This is a genomic window from Dongia soli (genome assembly GCF_034044715.1).
GTDB lineage: Bacteria > Pseudomonadota > Alphaproteobacteria > Dongiales > Dongiaceae > Dongia_B > Dongia_B soli.
Genome location: NZ_JAXCLW010000002.1, coordinates 951,879 through 970,361, shown reverse-complemented (window position 1 = coordinate 970,361; position 18,483 = coordinate 951,879). Strand labels below are relative to the sequence as shown.

Sequence of the window (18,483 nt, the reverse complement as noted above, 5' to 3'; positions counted from 1 at the left end):
ACGCCTAACTTTCAGAGGGGCCTTGCCGATGTAACTGCCGGCAAGGCCCTTATCCATCCGCTAACCGCCGATATCGATTACGATCTTGCCTGTATTGCTGTGGGTCTCGATCGATTCATAGGCAGCGGCGAGGCTATTGAGCGTGAAGTGCCGTGCATCCAGGATGGGACGCAAGAGGCCTTTCTCGGCGAGTTTGGTCGCTTCCTGCAGAATCTCGCCATGATGCCGGCGATGTCGGCCGGTCAGCAATGGCCGCAAGGTGAAGACGCCGGCGTAGGTGGCGCCGCGGAACGAGAGCGGGGCCAGGGCGTGCGTGCCCCAGCCCAGGCAACTCACGACGCGCCCCTCATAGGGACGCACCGCTTCAAATGAGGCATCCAGCACGGCGCCCCCCACGGTGTCATAGACGATGTCGAAGCCTTCGCCATCGGCATATCGCGCCACATAATCTTCGACCGACATGGCGACGCAGTCGATGGCCGCGGCGCCGAACGATTCGACGACTTGGCTCTGGCTTGCCGACACGGTGGCAAAGACGCTTGCACCGCGCGCCTTGGCAATCTGGATCGCGAGGTGGCCAACACCGCCGGCACCGCCTTGGATGAGCACCTTCCGGCCGCGCTGGACCTGGGCGCGATCGACCAGACCTTCCCAGGCGGTAATGAAGATGAGAGGCAGGGCGGCCGCTTCGCGAGCTGTAAGATTGGCGGGCCTGATCGCCAGCAGATCCGCATCGACGGCGGCATATTCGGCCAGTGAACCCTGCACACCGCCGACGCCGCCAGTCATGCCATAGACCTCGTCGCCCCGCTTGAAGCGATCGACGCCGGCGCCCACGGCTTCCACCACGCCGGCGAGATCGAGCCCGAGGATGGCTGGCGTCTGTACCTTGGCATGCGCCGCTGCGCCTGCGCGAATTTTGACATCCAGCGGATTGACACCGCTCGCCAGGATGCGGACCAGGACCTGTCCGGCGTGCGGGACCGGCTTCGGTAATTGGCGGAGGCTCAGCGGCGCGTTGAACTGCTCCAGGACGGCTGCCTGCATGGTGTCTCTCTTGGTCATGTTCTCTCCGATCTAGGGCTCTGGCCGGGGTTGACATGACCAATCTTGTCTATGCATTTTCATATGGCGAGTAAATAGAATGAATTTCGAGCATTCAATATTGTATGGGCGTGGCAATGGAATGGAGCGATCTCAAGATATTCCTCGCAATCGCCCGGCTGGGCACGCTGGGGGCTGCCGCGCGATATCTGGGACAGACGCAGCCCACCATGGGGCGTCGGCTGCGTGTACTTGAAGAGGCAGTTGGTCAGACGCTGTTCCAGCGGACCAGCAATGGCTTCGTCCTGACCGATGAAGGGGCCACGGTACTCGCTCATGCGGAGCGGATGGAAGAGGAGGCCATCGCCTTCGAACGCCGCCTCGCGGGTGGCGCGGGACAACTGGACGGCATGTTGCGGGTTTCGGCTTCCGATTGGTTCGGCGTCTATGTACTGACCCCCATTTTCGCCGCCTTCACCGCCATCCATCCGGGCGTCACGGTGGAGTTGGTGACTGATTCACGGATGTTCAGTCTTGCCCGTCGCGAGGCCGATCTGGTTTTTCGCATCCGGCCCTTTGAGGAACCGGAAGTCGTGCAGCGCAAATTGCTGCATATCGATTACAGTCTCTACGGCCGAGCCGATATGGTGCCGCCGACGCTTGGCGACGGCCGCGATTGCCGGTTGGTGACGATGGACACCGCCTTTGGCGATCTGCCGGATGTCGTATGGCTGCAACGCCTACTGCCCGAGGCGCGGATCGCCTTCCGCAGCAACAATCGCGAGGTGCAGGCACGCGCCTGCGCCGCCGGTGCGGGCTTTGCCGTGCTGCCGCGGCCGCTTGGCGATGCAACTGCTGGACTGGTTCGGATCGATCTGGGCGAGGTGCCGCCCGGTCGCGATACCTGGGTTGGCTATCATCGCGACCTTCGGCGCCTGGCGCGCTTGCGCGCCTTGCTGGATCTCACGGTGGAGCGTCTCTCCGGTTGAATTGCCGTTACACGCCTAGCCACCAGCGCAGCAGCAGGAAGGCCGCCATGCCGAGCACGATGGTGGCCAGCAGGTTGCGGGTGAAATAGCTGATCGCCGCTGCGAGCATCGCCGCCAGCAAATATGGATTGTACCAGTCCAGCTCGGCTTCCGCACCATGCGGGAAGATGACAGCGGGCACGATGATCGCGGTCAGCACCGCCGCAGGGACAAAAGCCAGCGCGCGTTCGATCAGCGCCGGAAAGCGGAAGCGGTCGGCCAGCAGAAAGACCGGGTAGCGGATCGCCAGATTGATCAGCGCCATGCCGAGGATCAGGAGCGAGAGCGAGGTTTCACTCATAGGCCGTCTCCTTCACTTGCTTACGTCGGAGATCGAGAATGAGGCCCGTGCCGACACCGGCAAGCGCGCCCAGCATCAAGCCGCTTTGATAGGGCAGGTGATGCAACAGCGTGGCGATCAGCCCCGCTGTGATCGCCGCCGCCCAAAGCGGCTTCGTCTTCAGCCCCGGAATGACGATGCCGATGAAGGTCGCGACCATGGCGAATTCCAGGCCGAGGCTCTTGAGATCGGGGAAGCCCTGGCCGAGGACGAGACCCACCAGTGTCCAGAAATTCCAGTTGAGCCACATGCCGATGCAGGAGGCGAGATAGTACCAGTGCGCCTGGCCGGCGCTGCCGCGCTGGCGATAGCGCAGCTCCATCACGGCGAAAGTTTCATCCGTCAGCATGGCAGCCAGGGGAAAGCGCCAATATTGCGGCAGGTGCCGCACATGGCTTACCAGATTTGCGGCATAAAGCAGGTGGCGCAGATTGATGATGAAAGTGGCCGCCCAGATCACCCAGAGCGCCGAGCTTGCGACTAGGCCGACGGCGATGAACTGCGCCGAGCCGGAAAAGACGAAGAGCGACATGCTCATCACCTGCATCGGGCTCAAACCTTGCGCCGTGGCGAGCGTGCCGAAGATCACGCCGAAGGGCAGGGCGCCGACCATCATCGGAAAGGTGTCGCGCAAGCCGTGCCAGATCTCATCGCGGCGCGACATTGCGGGGAGGGCCGTCCTGGTTGCCGTCATGAATTATCCCCCAAGGTGGCAGCGGCGATGTGAACCGGACTTGCGCCGGTTTGGCACAATCGCCGAGGTTCTTTTAAACGACTCCCATCCCCGCGCGACTGGCCGGCCGTTGGCGGAGCAGGGCGGCGAGTGTTTCGAGGCCCCGCCGCAGCGTCTCCTTTTGAACCGGCGCGCAGAGGCAGAGCCTGACGCCCGAGAGACTGTTGCGTGTCAGCGAGAAGGTGCCGGCCGGTGACACGGCGACATTGCGCAAACGGGCTTCCAGCGCAAAGTTGTCCGGGGTCCAGGGATCCGGCAGGCCGAGCCAAACATGATAGCCGGCGCGATTGGCGCGGAGTTCCCAACTGCCGAGAATATCCTGCACCAATTGCTGCCGGGCGATGGCTTCCGCTTTATGCTGATGCACCAGACGCAAGCCGGTTCCGTTCTCGATCCAGTTGGTGGCGATCTCGGCGGTCAGTGGAGTCGCCATCCAGGTGGTCGATCGCACCACCTGCGCGAAGGCATCCTGGCCTTCGGGCGGGATCGCCAGATAGCCGACGCGCAAACCGGGGCAAAGCGATTTCGAGACGCTGTTGACGTAATGGCCGAGTTCCGGCGCGAAGCTGACCAGCGGCGCCGGCTGCTCATCCAGCAGGAAGCCGTAGAGATCGTCCTCGACGATCTTCACGCCATGACGGCGGCAAACCTCGGCGATTTCGCGGCGGCGCGATTCCGGCACCGTATAGCCGAGCGGGTTGTGAATGTTGGTGACGCAATAAAGCGCCTTTGGCGCCAGGTTGCGGCAGGCGGCGTCCAGCGCATCGGGATCGATGCCGTGGTCGTCCAACGGCAGGCCATGCAGCCGAAGGCGCAGGAAATCGGCAAGGCGCCGCATGCCCGGATAGGTGAGGGCCTCGGTCACCACGATATCGCCGGGCTGGGTGAGGGCGCCGATCACTGCCGTCATCGCATGCTGCCCACCGGAAGTGACGATGATACGGTCCGCTGTGGTGTGATAACCGAAATTGGCGAGCCATTGCGCACCGGCTTCGCGATGATGAGCAAGGCCAGCATGGGGATGGTAATCCATCAAGCGGGCGATGCCGCTGCGCTCGGCAATCGCGCGCAGACTTTCTGCCAGCAATTCATCGCCGGACATGGGCGTCGGGAAATTGATGCTGAGATCGATCAGATCCTGCGGCGCAGTTTCGGCTGCCTGGAATGGCTCGGGCAGGCGCCGCGCCAGATCGCCTCGCACATAGGTGCCGCGCCCGACTTCACCGCCAATCAGGCCGCGCCGTTCGGCCTCGTTATAGGCCCGGGTTACGGTACCAACGGTGACGCCCAGTCGGTACGCAAGATCACGATGCGTTGGAAGCCGGTCGCCGGGTGCGAGACGGCGGGCGCGGATATCGGCGGTCAGGGCATCCGCAATCGCCAGATAGCGCGGACCGTCATATTGCGAGATATCGGGAGCCCAAATTGTCATAGGGACAATATAAATATTGCTTTCGAATTGTGTCAATGAGAGGATCAATTTCACCACAATAAATGGATACAATAGATACAATTCGGAGAAGCCCAATGAAGAATACCCATGACATTGGACCGGGCTCCCTGAATACTTTCGGTCTGTCCCGGTCCCGCTTGACTGCCCGCTTTAGCCTGATCCGTCTGCTTGATGTCATGTCCGCATGGCAGGCCCGGGCCCGCCAGCGGCGTCATCTCGCCTCGCTCGATAACCGCTTGCTGCAGGACATTGGGCTCAGCCGGGTCGATGTGGAACAGGAAGCCACCAAGCCGTTCTGGCGGATCTGACCCCCGATCTTTGGAGACAATGATGCCCGAATCTATGATGCGAGTGCCGCTTTACCAGATTGATGCCTTCACTGATCGGGCCTTTGCCGGCAATCCGGCAGCCGTCATGCCGTTGACCGACTGGCTGCCGGATGAGCTGATGCAACGCATCGCCGCGGAGAACAATCTGGCGGAGACGGCCTTCTTCATTCCGAAGGGCGACCAGTTTCATATCCGCTGGTTTACGCCGACCCACGAGGTCGATCTTTGCGGCCATGCCACTTTGGCGACGGCGCATGTGATCACGCGTTTGCTCCAGCCGGGGCGGGAGCGCGTCGAATTCGACAGCCGCTCCGGCAAGCTCACGGTGACGCAAGACGGCGATAAGCTGCAGCTCGATTTTCCCGTCCTGCCGGTGCTGCCCGCCAATGATCGGCGCGATGCCATCGCGGGTTGCTTTGACCATCGGCCGGTCGAGGTACACAACAACGATAGCTATATGGCTTACCTCGCGGTCTTCGAGAGCGCGACGGTCATCCGAAAGCTGAAGCCCGATTTCATGGCGCTCGCCAATCTGGAAAAGGACGTGATTGTCACCGCGCGGGGCGACAATGTTGATTTCGTCTCGCGTTTCTTTGCGCCCAATCACGGCATACCGGAAGATCCGGTCACCGGCTCGGCACATTGCCTGCTGGCGCCTTATTGGGCCGGGGTCTTGGGCAAGACGCGCTTCCATGCCAAGCAGGTCTCGCCTCGGGGCGGCGATCTTTGGATCGAACTGGCCGGTGAGCGCGTCCGCATGTCGGGTTACAGCGTCTGTGTCCTGACTGGTACGATGACGGTTTGACCTGTCCCCGCCGTCACGGACGATCTCGACTTTACCTCGAAAATATGTGGAAATTCGGTAGCTAGCCTGAATGGACATGCCTGGCTTCTCTAGAGGAGTGAAGGGCATTGGCACGTTATCGGGAATATGGCGCCGTCTTTTCTCCTGCCCGGTCCTGGCCGCGCGTGGCACTATGGTCTCTGCTGCTGTTCGTTCTGGGGATTGCCGCTCGGATCGCCCAGGCGGATGATCCGCTCCCCTCCTGGCGGGACGGGGAAGCAAAGGCGGCGATCATTCACTTCGTTGAACGCGTCACCACGCCCGGTGCCGATTACCTGATGCCGGCAGAACGTGTCGCTGTCTTCGACAATGACGGCACCCTCTGTCCGGAGATGCCGGTCTCCACGCAATTCGCTTTCACGCTGGATCGCCTCCGAGCGATGGCGCCCGCGCATCCGCTCTGGCGTGATACGGAGCCGTTTAAATCGGCTTTGGCCGGCGATATCGAAGCCGTGGCGGCTGGTGGCGATAAGGCCATCCTGCAATTGATGACGGTCACGCATTCGGGCATGAGCACGGATGATTTCGACGCGATGGTCCGCGACTGGCTCACCCGCGCGCGTCATCCGCGTTTTGGCCGCCCTTACACGCGCCTGGTCTATCAGCCGATGCTGGAATTGCTGATCTATCTGCGGAGCAACGGCTTCAGTACCTATATCGTCGCATCCGGCGGCACCGATTTCATGCGGAGCTGGGTGGAGCAGGCTTATGGCATTCCGCCTGAACAGGTGATCGGCAGCAGCAGCAAGCTGCTCTATGAGATCAGGAACGGTGAGCCCGTGCTGATGCGCCAGCGCGCGGTGGACTTCATCAATGACGGCGACAGCAAGCCTATCGCCATCCACAAGGTGATCGGCCGCCGCCCAATTCTCGCTTTCGGGAATTCCGACCGCGACATCGCGATGCTGGAATGGGCGACCATGCAATCCAGGCCGACACTCGGCCTGCTCCTGCATCATACGGACGCCGAGCGGGAATATGCCTATGACCGGAAGGCGTTCCGCGGCCGGCTTGAACAGGCTTTGGCCACCGCGCCGGCGCGCCATTGGGTGATTGTCGATATGCGCCGCGATTGGGCCAAGGTTTTCCGGGATTGACGCCAGCCGATCTAGGACACGATATCAATGGACCACCAGCTGGGACGCGACGTGTCAAAGGAATGCGTCAGGGGACGCAGCGCCAACTGGTCCTTCTCATCGAAGCTGCCGCTGACTAAGCCGATCGTCGGCGCATCATCGATCGCGCCCAGATTGCTGCCGCAACGGGGGCAGAAAGCGCGGCTGGAAAAATCGGATGATCGGTAGAGCGCCGGCATGCCGCCTTCGCCAATCCACTCGACCGCGTCTCTGGGAAAGATCACCCAACAGAGTGTCGGCGCACCCGAATGCTGCTGGCACATGGTGCAAGAACAGGTGTGAGGCCTGAGCGGCTCACCGGTTGCCCGGAAGCGGATATGGCCGCAAAGACATCCACCCTCGAATTGTTGCTCACTCATGCTAGGCTCCCATGATGCGACATAGCGGCAATTGTGGGTCAATGCGCCGATCTCAAGACCCAGGCGAGCCTTGCCGCCCAACAGCTCGCCCACTTATCTGATCCTGTACAGATAAGTTGCTTCCGGAAAGATCCTTTCGCGCCAGGAGGTTGCAATCCCTGCGGCTTATTGGGCAGGGGCGTCACTCGATGCTTGCCGTGGGGCGGCGAATTCGCTATTAGGCTTTGCACTCAACGCCGCTTACGGCTTGGGCGCAGAATCATAGCGATCCGATTGAGCGCCCGATAGCGATGTCAACCGACAGCCAGAATTATCTCTTGCCCGCCGGGCTGGCCGATGGCCTGCCGCCCGATGCCGCCTTCGAAGCGGTCATGGTGGAACGCCTGATGGCGGTCTTCGCGGCCTGGGGTTATGAGCGCGTCAAGCCGCCGCTGATCGAATTTGAGGACAGCCTCCTCTCGGGCCCCGGTGCAGCCATGTCGGCGCATACTTTCCGCCTGATGGATCCGGTTTCCCAGCGCATGATGGGGCTGCGCGCCGATATCACGCCGCAGGTCGCCCGCATCGCTGCCAGCCGGTTGAAGAACAGCCCGCGGCCGCTGCGTCTCTCCTATGCCGGCCAAGTGCTGCGGGTGCGGGGCGAGCAGATGCGTCCGGAACGGCAGCTCGGCCAGGCGGGTACGGAACTGGTCGGGGCCCCCAGCGCCGAAGCCGATGCCGAGGCCGTGCTTCTGGCGGTCGATGCCTTGCGCCAGGCCGGGGTCCCGTATCTCGCCGTCGATCTTAACTTGCCGACCCTGACGCCCTCGATCCTTGCCGCCCATGGCGTGAAGGAGCGGGGCGTGCAGGAACAGGCTTTGCTGATCGGCGCGCTCGACCGCAAGGATGTCGCGGCGGTGCGCAAGCTCTCCGGCGATTCAGCGATCTTGCTGGAAGGCCTGCTGCGCGCGGTCGGTCCAGCGAAACAGGCTCTGGCAAAATTGAATGCCCTCGATCTGCCGGCGCCTGCCGCGGCCCAGCGCCAGCGCCTCAACGAAGTGGTCGATCTCATCCTCAGCGCAGCACCCGATCTGCCGCTGACCATCGACCCGACCGATCATCGCGGTTTCGAATATCACACCGGCATCACTTTCTCCCTGCTCGGCCGGCGGGTCAGCGGCGAATTCGGGCGCGGCGGCCGCTACATCAATCAGGCAGGCGAAGAGGCGACCGGCTTCACGCTTTATCTCAACACGGTGCTGGCAGCTTTGCCGGTACCGGCCGCGCCGCGCCGCATTTTCCTGCCGCGCGGCACAACCCCGCAACAGGCTGCTTCCTTACGCGCCGATGGCTGGGTGACGATTCAGGACCTGGGCCTTGCCGCCGTCGACCCGGCGGCGGAAGCGAAACGCCTGGGCTGTCAGCATTTGTGGAACGGACGCGAGGTGCAGGCGCTCTGATCCGCGAGGATCGGCGCGACTGTCATCGCGACTTGAGTGAGGATCATCATGGCGAATGTAGCTGTCATCGGATCGCAATGGGGCGATGAGGGTAAGGGCAAGATTGTCGACTGGCTGTCGGAACGCGCCGATGTGGTGGTGCGTTTCCAAGGCGGTCACAATGCCGGCCATACACTGGTGATCGGTGAGAATACCTATAAGCTCAGCCTGCTGCCATCGGGTGTCGTGCGTCCGGGCAAGCTCGGCATCATCGGCAATGGCGTCGTGGTCGATCCCTGGCATCTGCTGCAGGAGATCGAAAAGCTGCGCAAGCAGGGCGTCGTCATCACACCGGACAATCTGGCGATCGCCGAGAATGCCGCGCTGATCCTGCCGCTGCACAGCCAGCTTGACGTTTTGCGCGAGGAAGCGCGCGGCACCGCCAAGATCGGCACCACCGGGCGCGGCATCGGCCCGGCCTATGAAGACAAGGTGGCGCGTCGCGCCATTCGTGTCTGCGATCTTGCCGATCTCGACAGCCTGCCGGCCAAGGTCGAGAATCTGCTGCTGCATCACAATGCGCTGCTGCGCGGCATGTCCGCGGCTGAAGTCGACGGCGCCGAGCTGATCGCCAAGCTGCGTGAGATCGCACCAAAGATCACGCCCTTCATGCAATCGGTCTGGCAGCGCCTGGATGCCTCGCGCAAGCGTGGCGACCGCATTCTATTCGAAGGCGCCCAGGGCATCATGCTCGATGTCGATCACGGCACCTATCCCTATGTCACCTCGTCGAACACGGTGGCGGGGCAGGCGGCATCGGGTTCGGGCCTCGGGCTTAGCGCGATCGGCTATGTGCTGGGCATCACCAAGGCCTATACGACGCGGGTCGGCAGCGGACCATTCCCCAGCGAGCTCACCGATGAGATCGGCGAGTTGCTCGGCCAGCGCGGCAAGGAATTCGGCGTCGTCACCGGACGCAAGCGGCGCTGCGGCTGGTTCGATGCGGCGCTTGTGCGCCAGTCAATCAAGGTCTCCGGCATTCACGGCATCGCCTTGACCAAGCTCGACGTGCTCGACGGACTGAAGGAGCTGAAGATCTGCACCGGTTATCACATTGATGGCAAGGTCTACGACCATCTGCCGGCCGGCAGCCATCTTCAGGCGAAGGCTGAGCCCGTCTATGAAACCGTCGAAGGCTGGTCGGAATCAACCTTCGGCGCGCGCTCTTGGGCGCAGTTGCCGGCGACTGCAATCAAGTATATCCGCCGCATCGAGGAGCTGATCGAAGCGCCCGTCGCCCTGTTATCCACGAGTCCCGAGCGGGACGACACCATTCTCGTGACGGATCCCTTCGCGGATTAGCGCTGACCAAGAACAACCTGGCAGCTTCGCGTCTGGAGCCGAAACTTGCGCTCGATAGAGATCTAGGCCACGTCCCACCAAATCCGTGCCGGCCGACTTTGCGCCTGAGCTTGAAGCCGGGTGTCGCACTCCGCGACTATGTGGCCATTTTGGCGCCGGATAATCCCCTTCGCGTATCCTGGCGGGTGCAGCTTGGCCGAGGTTGGAACGCAGCCGCGATACCGAAATTTCGCGTTGCTGGGCTTGTATTCACATGTATATACATTTGGGACTTTGAACAAATTTTGGGGGAGAGCCATGTCTGAAGGTTCCAGTGACTCGATCGTTGAATACCGCACGATCGAAATGATTTCGGAGGCGGAGCGGCACGGCTCTCCATCCAATCAGTTTACACTTTGGTTCGGCGCCAATTTGCAGATTACAGCGGTCGTGGACGGCGCACTGGCCGTCGTCTTCGGCTCCGAAGCGTTGACGGCCATCATCGGCCTGCTGATCGGCAATATCCTTGGTGGCGCAATCATGGCGCTCCATGCCGCACAGGGCCCTCGGCTGGGCCTGCCGCAGATGATTTCTAGCCGAGCCCAGTTCGGCGTAAAGGGGGCAACGCTACCTCTGGTCCTCGTCGTTCTCATGTATCTCGGATTTGCCGCCACCGGCACAGTTCTTTCGGGACAGGCGATCAATTTAATGTTCGGCGTCGCGAATCCCGAATTCGGCATCATGGCTTTTGGTATGCTGACAGCCGTGGTCGCGATTGTCGGCTACCGCCTCATTCACATCCTCGGCCGCATCGCCACGATCGTCAGCATCCTCGGTTTCGGCTATCTCGCGATCCGGCTCTTCGGTCATTATGAGATCCCACAGGTATTCGGTCAGAAGCCCTTTTCGCTCGCTTCCCTCCTTTTGACGATCTCGCTCTCGGCCGGTTGGCAGATGACCTTCGCCCCATATGTGGCAGATTATTCCCGCTATCTGCCGTCGAATACGAGCAATGCCGCCACCTTCTGGAACAGTCTGCTCGGTAGCGCCATCGGCGCGCAATTGGCGATGACGTTCGGTGTTCTGGTGGCCGCGGTCGGCGCGGGCTTCCTGAAAAATCAAGTGGGCTTCATGGGCGAGCTCGCCGGCGCCAGCGTGGCGATCGTTGTCTACTTCGTTATTGTCATGGGCAAGTTGACCATCAACTGCCTGAATGCATATGGCGGCTTCATGACCATGTTGACGACAGTCAGCTCCTTCAGCAACGAGAGGCGGATTTCGCAAGCCGCTCGCATCACCTATATTGTGGGCTTTGTCGCGGTATCTGTCGTCGTGGCACTTTTTGCCAGCGCCGACTTCTTGCAGAACTTCAAGAACTTTGTGTTGCTGCTGCTCGCCGTTTTCGTGCCATGGAGCGCGATCAACCTTGTCGATTACTACCTGATTTCGAAGGAGCAGGTCGACATTCCGGCTCTATACAATCCCAATGGCCGCTACGGCGCCTATAATTGGGGCACCCTTGGCTGTTATATCCTAGGCATTCTGGTGCAGATACCGTTCGTCAACCAGGCGATGTACCAAGGCGTCCTATCCCGCATGCTCGGCGATGCTGATATCTCCTGGATCGTCAGCCTGATCGTAACGTCGGTTCTGTATTATGCGTGGGCTCGGAAGACGCAGAGGGTACCCGATCGAATGATCCTGCCGGCAGATCGCGCTGATACGGTCTCAGGCCGTGGGGTGATAGATACCGTCCGCTCATAGTCAACTCGATCGTTCGCCAGTACATAGAATCGCTGTGGATTCAGATCACGAGAGGAATTGCTCCGGCAATTCCTCTTGTTCTCACCTCCTTTAGGTGCTTATTCACAGATATGTGCGGCGGGAAGGGGGAATTCTTCCCTTCGCTTAAGCCCCGGTTAACGGTTTCCCGGTGAAATGCCATGGGTAGCAAATCATGGCAGACAACACCGATTCCATCCTGCTGGCCGGGCGATATGAAATTCTACCGGACGAGCCCTTGCCGCACCTGGATTCGCCGGGCGCGATGGCCTTTGCCGTGCGCGACCATCAGGAAGCGGGCAAGCAGCTTTTCGCGCTAATCGCACCGGGTCATTTGCCCTGCCGTGCGTTCCAGTTCGCGACCCAGACGATGAATCCGCTCACTGTGCTCTGGCCCGTCAGCACCGGTATCGTCGATTGGCGCCTCAGCGCGAGCGGCGATGGCGAAGAAGATGGCGAAGCCGTCTGGGGCCGGCGGCCGGCTTTGGTCTTTCGCCCGCCCACCGGCGAACGTGTCATCCCGATGACAAGCAATGGTGGCCTCAACACCGCCTTGCCGCAATGGACCGAGAGCCAGATCACCAAGCAGTTGCTGCAGCCGATCGTAAGAGCCTTGCGCGATCTGTCGGTATCCAGCTTAACCCATCGGGCGATCAGGCCGGACAATCTGTTCTATCAGCTCGGCGATTCCGGTGCTGTCATGCTGGGTGAGTGTTTCAGCATGCCGCCCGGCTATGCGCAGCCAGCGATTTTCGAAACCATCGAAAGCGGCAGCGCTCATCCCTATGGCCGCCCGACCGGCAGCCAGTCGGACGATCTCTATGCGCTTGGCGTACTCTGTATAATGTTCTATCTCGGCCGCAATCCACTGGCCGGAATGAGCGATGAGCAGATCATCCTCGCCAAGATTAATTACGGCTCCTTCGCTGCACTCGCCGGACGCGAGAAGCTGCCCCCCTCCTTGACTGAAGCCTTGCGCGGCCTGCTCAACGACAAGGTGACGGAACGCTGGAACCTGCGCACGCTGGAATCCTGGCTTGACGGCCAGCATTTCAATCCGGTGCTGCCATATCTGCCGCAGCGCGCCACCCGGCCGATCAATTTCGCCGGTATCGATCATTTCAATAGACCGTCGATCGGCCATGCCATGGCCTGGAATTGGAGCGAGGCGACGACGCTGGTCGAAAAGCCGGATTTTGAAAACTGGATGCGGCGCAGCTTCAATGACGAGAAGATCAATGAAGCGCTGACCAAGATCCGGGCCATGGCGCAAGGCTATGGCCCCAATGCCACGATGCGCGACCGGCTGGTGGGCCGGCTCGTCGTCTTCCTTGGTCAGCCGGTGCCGATCTGCTATCGCGATATCCGTGTCTGCCTGACCGGCATGCCAACGCTGTTGGCGGAAATCCTCGACAAGCGGGATCTGTTAAACCAGTTTGCCGAAATGATGCGCGCCAAACTGCCTCAAGCCTGGATTCAGGAACAGGCCAGCTTACGGCCGGAACAGATCCAAGCGCTGAAGCCACTGGACGAAGCTGAGAAGTATCTCGACAGGGCCGGCTATGGCTACGGCATCGAGCGCGCGCTTTATGAGCTCGATTCCAATATGCCGTGCCGTAGCGCGCTGATCGGCGATTTCTATGTGACGCATCTGCGCGATCTGCTGCCGGCCCTGGACGCCGCTCTGCCCGGTCTCGAAAACGGGACCAAGCCGATGGACCGGCATATTGCGGCTTTCATCGCCGCCGGCCTCAAGCGCTCGATCGACCGCGAGATGGCGGCGCTCAACAATGCGACCACGGATGCCACCCAGGCGATTGCCATCCTCAACCTGCTGGCCATCGTGCAGGGCGTTCATCCCAACACCAAGCTGCCTTACCTGGCGCAGGCGATGAAGGAATTGCTGCAGCCGGTCATCGCCAGTTTCCATCTGGTTGGCACCCGCGAGCATTTGCAGAAGCAGTTGGACCGTCATGTCAATGCTTGCGATTTTGGCGCCATGCTGGTGCTGTTCGATCCGGAGGGACCGCTCCGCCGCGGCGACGAGATCGGCTTCACCGCGGCGAAGCATGCCTATCGCAGTAAGCTGAAGGAGATCGACTGGATCGAGGATGGCGGTTTAACGGAGCCGGATCGCGTGCGGCTCATCGCCCATCGTACCGCGGCGGTGACATCCGCTTTCGCCGCCAGCGTCGGGTTGGCGATTTTCGCCATGTTGATGGTGCTATAGGAGGAGGCCGTAATGGCAGCCATGGAACAGACTCAATTTAGCCTCCGTCCGAAAATTCTGCTCATCCTGTTGGTGCCGCTCGCGCTGGTTTTCCTGCCGACCACCGCGGTCTTGACCGTCGGCATGATCCCGACCCTGGTTGCCTTCGTGGTCGACGGCTCCAGGCGGCGCTATCTCACCGTCACCGTCGGCGGTCTCAACCTGGTGGGCTCGCTTTATTTCCTACATCAGCTCTGGACACTTGGTCAGGGGCTGGGGGATATCCGCATCGTTCTCGGCAACAGCTATGGATGGCTGGCTTCGTTGAGCGGTGCGGCCTGTGGCTGGATGCTTTTCCTCGGCATGCCTTTCATCATCCGCCATATCGCGGCGGCCGAAGCGCGCATCCGCCTCTATACGCTCCGACGCGAACAGGAAAAGCTGGTCCAGGATTGGGGCCAGCAAGTCACCGGCGCGAGCGATGAGGTGCCGGCTGAGACGTGAGACGGTCCGAAGGAAAGAGCGGGGGCGGAGCGAAACCGACAATGGAAGGAACCATCGGCGAGGCCTCTCCCGGGAAGCCAACGCGCTCTGAAAGGCACAAAAAGCCGCTCATCACGGGTAAATGACACGGAAGGCGCAAAGCCCAATTGTGTCACGGTGACGAGAGGTTTATCCTGCTCACCAGAATAGCGGCGGTTTAAACGCGCCGCCGCGTGGGTGATCTGCCTGCAGACCTTAGGACGCGATAAAAACCAACATCAGGGGAGAATGTCATGAAGCGACAGCTATTGCTGTTGGCCATCGGCTTCCTGATTGGAAGTACACCGGCCTTGGCTCAAGACGGCAAAAAATATGTCGTGCTGTTCCCGCTGGGAAAAGCGACTCTCAATTCGGAGGCACATGCAACCATTGCCTCCGCAAAGCAGGAATATGATCGTACCGGTTCGGCCAATATCACGGTCGTGGGGCATACCGACACATCCGGAACGGCATCTTTGAACCAGCGACTTTCCGAACGCCGCGCGAAGGTGGTCACCGATGAGCTGGTCCGGCTGGGCGTTCCGGCATCGGCCATTTCGGAATCCGGAGTTGGTGAAAGCGACCTTGCCGTCCAGACCGGTCCCGGCGTCCGAGAAGCGCAAAACCGGCGGACTGAGATCAATATCGTAGCGCCGCCGCCGCCGCCACCCGCGCCGGCCCCCGAGCAACCGGTCGCGGCAGCACCGCCACCGCCACCGCCGCCACCGGAAGAAAAGCGTTGGATGGCCAGCGCCGGAGGTTTTTACGGCTACAACTTCAGGGATTCGAAAGACGAACACAGCCAAATGGCCGGCGTCAATTTCGGGCTCGATTACAAGGTGATTAATTGGATGACCGTCGGTGTCGAGCAAGCTGTCTTCTATAATTTTGAGACCGACAATAACGGCTTTGGCGGGCGTTCAGTTTTCGGACCGGACTTCTATTTCGGCGACCTATTGAACATGGACTTGCCGGTTGCGCCCTATATCGGTGGCAATGTCGGCTATCTTTATGGCTCCGGTATCGACGATGCCGGCATCGCCGGGCCTGAGATTGGTATCACTGCGGGCATGTTCAATTTCAAGGTGGCATACGACATGCCATTCAACCAGAGTGCGGATCACGGCATCATCAACACGACAGTCGGCGCCGTCTTCCACTTCTAGTCGACACGTTGCCGATCGGCGGAAGGGACAACAAGGATGACGGTGCGGCCTGAGTTGATCGTCGTCGCATCAGGTTCTCCTTTCCCTCCGTCCTCGCCTTCGAAGGGACCGTGCGTCCGATAGCAAAAAGCCCGGCTAACAAGCCGGGCTTTTTCATTCTTATTCCAACCGCATCAAGCGTGGGTCAGGCTTTCTTCCATCGCCGATTTCTTGATCGCGCGCTGGATCTTTTCGAAAGCGCGGACCTCGATCTGGCGCACGCGTTCGCGGCTGATGTTGAATTCGCGGCTGAGGTCGTCCAGCGTGGCCGGATCTTCCTTCAGCCGCCGCTCCACGAGGATGCGACGCTCGCGCGGATTGAGCGCCTGCATCGCCTTGGCCAGCATCTTCTGCCGCTTGCCAAGCTCCTGGCTTTCGCCCAGGCGGATTTCCTGGCTTTCGGTTTCATCCATCAGCCATTCCTGCCATTCGCCGCCTTCGCCGTCATTACGCATCGGCGCATTCAGCGAGTGATCCGGGGCGGCGAGGCGGCGGTTCATATCGACGACATCGTTTTCCGACACGTCGAGGCGGGTGGCAATTTCCTTCACATTCTCGGGGCTCAGGTCGCCGTCTTCGATCGCCTTCAGCTGACCCTTGATGCGCCGCAGATTGAAGAACAGCTTTTTCTGCGCCGCCGTGGTGCCAATCTTCACCAGCGACCAGGAATGCAGGATGTATTCTTGAATCGCCGCACGGATCCACCACATCGCATAGGTCGCGAGGCGAAAACCTTTGTCCGGATCGAAGCGCTTCACCGCCTGCATCATGCCGACATTGCCTTCGGAGATGAGTTCGGAAAGCGGCAGACCATAGCCGCGATAGCCCATGGCGATCTTCGCCACCAGACGCAGATGGCTCGTCACCAGCCGATGCGCGGCTTCCGGATCTTCATGTTCGCGCCAACGCTTTGCCAGCATGAATTCTTCGCTCACTTCCAACATAGGAAACTTGCGAATCTCGGCCAGATAGCGGGCCAGATTGCTGTCGCTGACAAGGCTCGGCAGATTTCTCGTCGCTGTCGTCATCGCTTGCTTACGTCGCTCCGTCCTATTCTCCCCGTCACCGCTAACCCCATGAGGAGAAGACGGTTCCGCAGGAGACACCTGACACCAGTAAACGCAGGGTCACTCAGTTCAACACAGTATATTTTCTTATTACGGATGGACCGGCCATTTCCCCCGGCCTCGCTCGTGAATTCTCCTCCAAGCTCGGCGGACAATCCAGGATGATTAATAATATAGCGCATTAGTCAACTTCTTCAAGGCAAGGCTGGAACGATTATAATCTACTGGTTAAATGCCCTTAAGTTCTTGAATTAACTCAACCATATCAAGGGGAAGCGGACTATCCCAACGCATCCTCTGACCGGTACCAGGATGGGTGAGACCCAGTGTCGCGGCATGTAATGCTTGGCGGGGAAAGATTAACGCGGCGGCCCTGGCATCGGGGGAGAGCCGGCTGCGCCGGGCCGGTGTGGCGCGGCCATAGGTCTGGTCGCCGATCAGGGGATGGCCCAGCGCGGAAATGTGAACCCGGATCTGATGGGTGCGACCGGTCTCCAGGCGGCACTCTATCAAAGCGGCGCCATCGCCGAGGGCCTGGAGGACGCGGTAATGGGTGACCGCGGGCTTGCCGCCTTTCCTGACCACCGCCATCTTCTTCCGGTCCGCCGTGTTGCGGCCAATATTGCCTTCGATCCGGCCTTCGCGCGGCTGCGGCACGCCCCAGACCACGCATTGATAGCTGCGATCGATATCGTGCCGGGCGAAGGCGGCGGAGAGCGCTTGATGCGTCGCATCATTCTTCGCGGCGACCAGCAAGCCGCTGGTATCCTTGTCGATCCGATGCACGATGCCGGGGCGCTTCACCCCGCCGATGCCCGACAGGCTGTCGCCGCAATGAGCAATCAGGGCGTTCACCAAAGTCTGGTCGGGATTGCCGGGCGCGGGATGCACCACCATGCCGGCCGGCTTGTCGATGACGATCAGGTCGGCGTCTTCGTAAATCACCGTCAGGGGAATTTCCTGGCCGGTCGGCACCGCTTCCTCAGCCGGCGGCACGGCCACATGAATCCGCTGACCCGGTTTGACCCGATAGGACGGGTCGTCTATGGTCGCGGCGGTGCCGTCGGTACCGGCGAGAGCGACATGTCCTTGCTCGATCAATGCCTTGGCCCGGCTGCGCGACAGTTCGGGCAGTCCCGCCGCAATGACCCTGTCCAGCCTTTCGCCGGCTTGTTCGGCCTCGGTGGTCAATGTCAACAGGGTGGCGGAACTGGTCATGATTGAAATCGGCTGTCGAAAAAGTTTGAATTGTCCAAAGGCACGAAGGGGAATCCGGTCGTAACGATGAGCGAGACAGATCAACTACCGCGCCAATTGCGGCTGCTCAAGGGCTTGGTGATCGGGCTCGGCATTCTGCTGGGCGTTGCTGCCATCGTGGTGGTCTTCGCCGCCATATGGAAATTCTCCGAACAGCAGAAGCCCGTCGCGGCGACCACGCCTAATACGCCAGCAACCAGTGCATCGGCGACGGATAGCCTGCCGGCTTTCGGCACGGCTCAACTGGCGCTGCCGGTTGGCTGCGAGGTGGAGAGCGCGACGGCCTCGGGCGATCGCCTGGTCCTGCTTGTCGGCGGGCCGGACGAATGCCGCCGCGTCGTGATCGCAGATCTCAAGAGCGGTAAGAAGCTGGGCGAATTTCAGTTTCCGACGGCCGGCCAATAAGCGGCGGCTGC

Annotated in this window: 18 protein-coding genes; 11 read left to right on the top strand and 7 right to left on the bottom strand. The window is 60.9% G+C overall.

The features are described from left to right. Nucleotides 1–60: 60 nt before the first annotated feature. The gene (locus SMD27_RS10995; protein WP_320508410.1) at nucleotides 61–1,065 is read right to left on the bottom strand and encodes a zinc-dependent alcohol dehydrogenase family protein; all 1,005 of its coding nucleotides are present in this window, start codon (nucleotides 1,063–1,065) and stop codon (nucleotides 61–63) included. A gap of 116 nt (nucleotides 1,066–1,181) precedes the next feature. Between SMD27_RS10995 and SMD27_RS10990 the strand changes: the two genes are divergently transcribed. Then, nucleotides 1,182–2,033, top strand: a complete 852-nt coding sequence (locus SMD27_RS10990; RefSeq protein WP_320508409.1) for a LysR family transcriptional regulator — start codon at nucleotides 1,182–1,184, stop codon at nucleotides 2,031–2,033. Nucleotides 2,034–2,040: 7 nt separating this feature from the next. On the opposite strand, the gene SMD27_RS10985 is transcribed toward SMD27_RS10990, so the two are convergent. From SMD27_RS10985 to ehuR, 3 genes are all read right to left on the bottom strand, one after another. Beyond that, nucleotides 2,041–2,373 carry an AzlD domain-containing protein gene (locus tag SMD27_RS10985; protein WP_320508408.1) on the bottom strand — a complete coding sequence of 111 codons (333 nt, stop codon included), beginning with the start codon at nucleotides 2,371–2,373 and terminating at the stop codon, nucleotides 2,041–2,043. Further along, entirely contained in the window at nucleotides 2,366–3,106 is a 741-nt protein-coding gene (locus SMD27_RS10980; RefSeq protein ID WP_320508407.1) for an AzlC family ABC transporter permease, read from the bottom strand. The genes SMD27_RS10985 and SMD27_RS10980 overlap by 8 nt, the downstream gene beginning before the upstream one ends. A 73-nt stretch (nucleotides 3,107–3,179) precedes the next feature. Then, on the bottom strand, nucleotides 3,180–4,577 hold the full coding sequence (gene ehuR / locus SMD27_RS10975; protein WP_320508406.1) for a MocR-like ectoine utilization transcription factor EhuR: 1,398 nt from the start codon (nucleotides 4,575–4,577) through the stop codon (nucleotides 3,180–3,182). Nucleotides 4,578–4,672: 95 nt separating this feature from the next. On the opposite strand from ehuR, the gene SMD27_RS10970 reads away from it, so the two are divergent. The 3 genes from SMD27_RS10970 to SMD27_RS10960 all read left to right on the top strand — a co-directional run bounded on the left by SMD27_RS10970 (nucleotide 4,673) and on the right by SMD27_RS10960 (nucleotide 6,868). Further along, nucleotides 4,673–4,906, top strand: coding sequence for a DUF1127 domain-containing protein (locus tag SMD27_RS10970; RefSeq protein ID WP_320508405.1), 234 nt, complete (start codon nucleotides 4,673–4,675; stop codon nucleotides 4,904–4,906). Between the two features lie 19 nt (nucleotides 4,907–4,925). Then, entirely contained in the window at nucleotides 4,926–5,732 is an 807-nt protein-coding gene (locus tag SMD27_RS10965; RefSeq protein ID WP_320508404.1) for a PhzF family phenazine biosynthesis protein, read from the top strand. A 107-nt stretch (nucleotides 5,733–5,839) separates the two neighbouring features. Further along, complete coding sequence (locus SMD27_RS10960; protein WP_320508403.1) at nucleotides 5,840–6,868, top strand: HAD family hydrolase; 1,029 nt, start codon at nucleotides 5,840–5,842, stop codon at nucleotides 6,866–6,868. Between the two features lie 11 nt (nucleotides 6,869–6,879). On the opposite strand, the gene SMD27_RS10955 is transcribed toward SMD27_RS10960, so the two are convergent. Then, on the bottom strand, nucleotides 6,880–7,266 hold the full coding sequence (locus tag SMD27_RS10955) for a GFA family protein (RefSeq protein WP_320508402.1): 387 nt from the start codon (nucleotides 7,264–7,266) through the stop codon (nucleotides 6,880–6,882). 290 nt (nucleotides 7,267–7,556) lie between these two features. Between SMD27_RS10955 and SMD27_RS10950 the strand changes: the two genes are divergently transcribed. The 6 genes from SMD27_RS10950 to SMD27_RS10925 all read left to right on the top strand — a co-directional run bounded on the left by SMD27_RS10950 (nucleotide 7,557) and on the right by SMD27_RS10925 (nucleotide 15,704). Beyond that, entirely contained in the window at nucleotides 7,557–8,705 is a 1,149-nt protein-coding gene (locus SMD27_RS10950) for an ATP phosphoribosyltransferase regulatory subunit (protein WP_320508401.1), read from the top strand. A 48-nt stretch (nucleotides 8,706–8,753) separates the two neighbouring features. After that, nucleotides 8,754–10,046: an adenylosuccinate synthase gene (locus SMD27_RS10945; protein ID WP_320508400.1), complete on the top strand. Its 1,293-nt coding sequence runs from the start codon at nucleotides 8,754–8,756 to the stop codon at nucleotides 10,044–10,046. Between the two features lie 192 nt (nucleotides 10,047–10,238). Further along, a complete protein-coding gene (locus SMD27_RS10940) occupies nucleotides 10,239–11,789 on the top strand; it encodes a purine-cytosine permease family protein (protein WP_320508399.1) in 1,551 nt (516 codons plus the stop codon). Nucleotides 11,790–11,982: 193 nt separating this feature from the next. Continuing rightward, entirely contained in the window at nucleotides 11,983–14,037 is a 2,055-nt protein-coding gene (locus SMD27_RS10935; RefSeq protein ID WP_320508398.1) for a protein kinase family protein, read from the top strand. Between the two features lie 12 nt (nucleotides 14,038–14,049). Then, nucleotides 14,050–14,520, top strand: a complete 471-nt coding sequence (locus SMD27_RS10930; RefSeq protein WP_320508397.1) for a hypothetical protein — start codon at nucleotides 14,050–14,052, stop codon at nucleotides 14,518–14,520. A 272-nt stretch (nucleotides 14,521–14,792) separates the two neighbouring features. Beyond that, nucleotides 14,793–15,704 (top strand): OmpA family protein, encoded by a 912-nt coding sequence (locus SMD27_RS10925; protein WP_320508396.1) that lies wholly within the window; start codon nucleotides 14,793–14,795, stop codon nucleotides 15,702–15,704. A gap of 173 nt (nucleotides 15,705–15,877) precedes the next feature. Here SMD27_RS10925 and rpoH read toward each other — a convergent pair whose 3' ends face one another. Together rpoH and SMD27_RS10915 are read right to left on the bottom strand one after the other, a co-directional pair. Further along, nucleotides 15,878–16,771 (bottom strand): RNA polymerase sigma factor RpoH, encoded by an 894-nt coding sequence (gene rpoH, locus SMD27_RS10920; RefSeq protein WP_320508395.1) that lies wholly within the window; start codon nucleotides 16,769–16,771, stop codon nucleotides 15,878–15,880. A gap of 267 nt (nucleotides 16,772–17,038) precedes the next feature. Further along, nucleotides 17,039–18,028: an RluA family pseudouridine synthase gene (locus SMD27_RS10915; RefSeq protein ID WP_320508394.1), complete on the bottom strand. Its 990-nt coding sequence runs from the start codon at nucleotides 18,026–18,028 to the stop codon at nucleotides 17,039–17,041. 66 nt (nucleotides 18,029–18,094) lie between these two features. On the opposite strand from SMD27_RS10915, the gene SMD27_RS10910 reads away from it, so the two are divergent. After that, the gene (locus SMD27_RS10910) at nucleotides 18,095–18,472 is read left to right on the top strand and encodes a DUF6476 family protein (protein WP_320508393.1); all 378 of its coding nucleotides are present in this window, start codon (nucleotides 18,095–18,097) and stop codon (nucleotides 18,470–18,472) included. Nucleotides 18,473–18,483: the final 11 nt, after the last annotated feature.

Coding starts and splice junctions, on each gene's coding strand:
- SMD27_RS10995 (WP_320508410.1), bottom strand. CDS start 1,065: ATGACCAAGAGAGACACCATGCAGGCAGCCGTCCTGGAGCAGTTCAAC.
- SMD27_RS10990 (WP_320508409.1), top strand. CDS start 1,182: ATGGAATGGAGCGATCTCAAGATATTCCTCGCAATCGCCCGGCTGGGC.
- SMD27_RS10985 (WP_320508408.1), bottom strand. CDS start 2,373: ATGAGTGAAACCTCGCTCTCGCTCCTGATCCTCGGCATGGCGCTGATC.
- SMD27_RS10980 (WP_320508407.1), bottom strand. CDS start 3,106: ATGACGGCAACCAGGACGGCCCTCCCCGCAATGTCGCGCCGCGATGAG.
- ehuR (WP_320508406.1), bottom strand. CDS start 4,577: ATGACAATTTGGGCTCCCGATATCTCGCAATATGACGGTCCGCGCTAT.
- SMD27_RS10970 (WP_320508405.1), top strand. CDS start 4,673: ATGAAGAATACCCATGACATTGGACCGGGCTCCCTGAATACTTTCGGT.
- SMD27_RS10965 (WP_320508404.1), top strand. CDS start 4,926: ATGATGCCCGAATCTATGATGCGAGTGCCGCTTTACCAGATTGATGCC.
- SMD27_RS10955 (WP_320508402.1), bottom strand. CDS start 7,266: ATGAGTGAGCAACAATTCGAGGGTGGATGTCTTTGCGGCCATATCCGC.
- SMD27_RS10950 (WP_320508401.1), top strand. CDS start 7,557: ATGTCAACCGACAGCCAGAATTATCTCTTGCCCGCCGGGCTGGCCGAT.
- SMD27_RS10945 (WP_320508400.1), top strand. CDS start 8,754: ATGGCGAATGTAGCTGTCATCGGATCGCAATGGGGCGATGAGGGTAAG.
- SMD27_RS10935 (WP_320508398.1), top strand. CDS start 11,983: ATGGCAGACAACACCGATTCCATCCTGCTGGCCGGGCGATATGAAATT.
- SMD27_RS10930 (WP_320508397.1), top strand. CDS start 14,050: ATGGCAGCCATGGAACAGACTCAATTTAGCCTCCGTCCGAAAATTCTG.
- SMD27_RS10925 (WP_320508396.1), top strand. CDS start 14,793: ATGAAGCGACAGCTATTGCTGTTGGCCATCGGCTTCCTGATTGGAAGT.
- rpoH (WP_320508395.1), bottom strand. CDS start 16,771: ATGACGACAGCGACGAGAAATCTGCCGAGCCTTGTCAGCGACAGCAAT.
- SMD27_RS10915 (WP_320508394.1), bottom strand. CDS start 18,028: ATGACCAGTTCCGCCACCCTGTTGACATTGACCACCGAGGCCGAACAA.
- SMD27_RS10910 (WP_320508393.1), top strand. CDS start 18,095: ATGAGCGAGACAGATCAACTACCGCGCCAATTGCGGCTGCTCAAGGGC.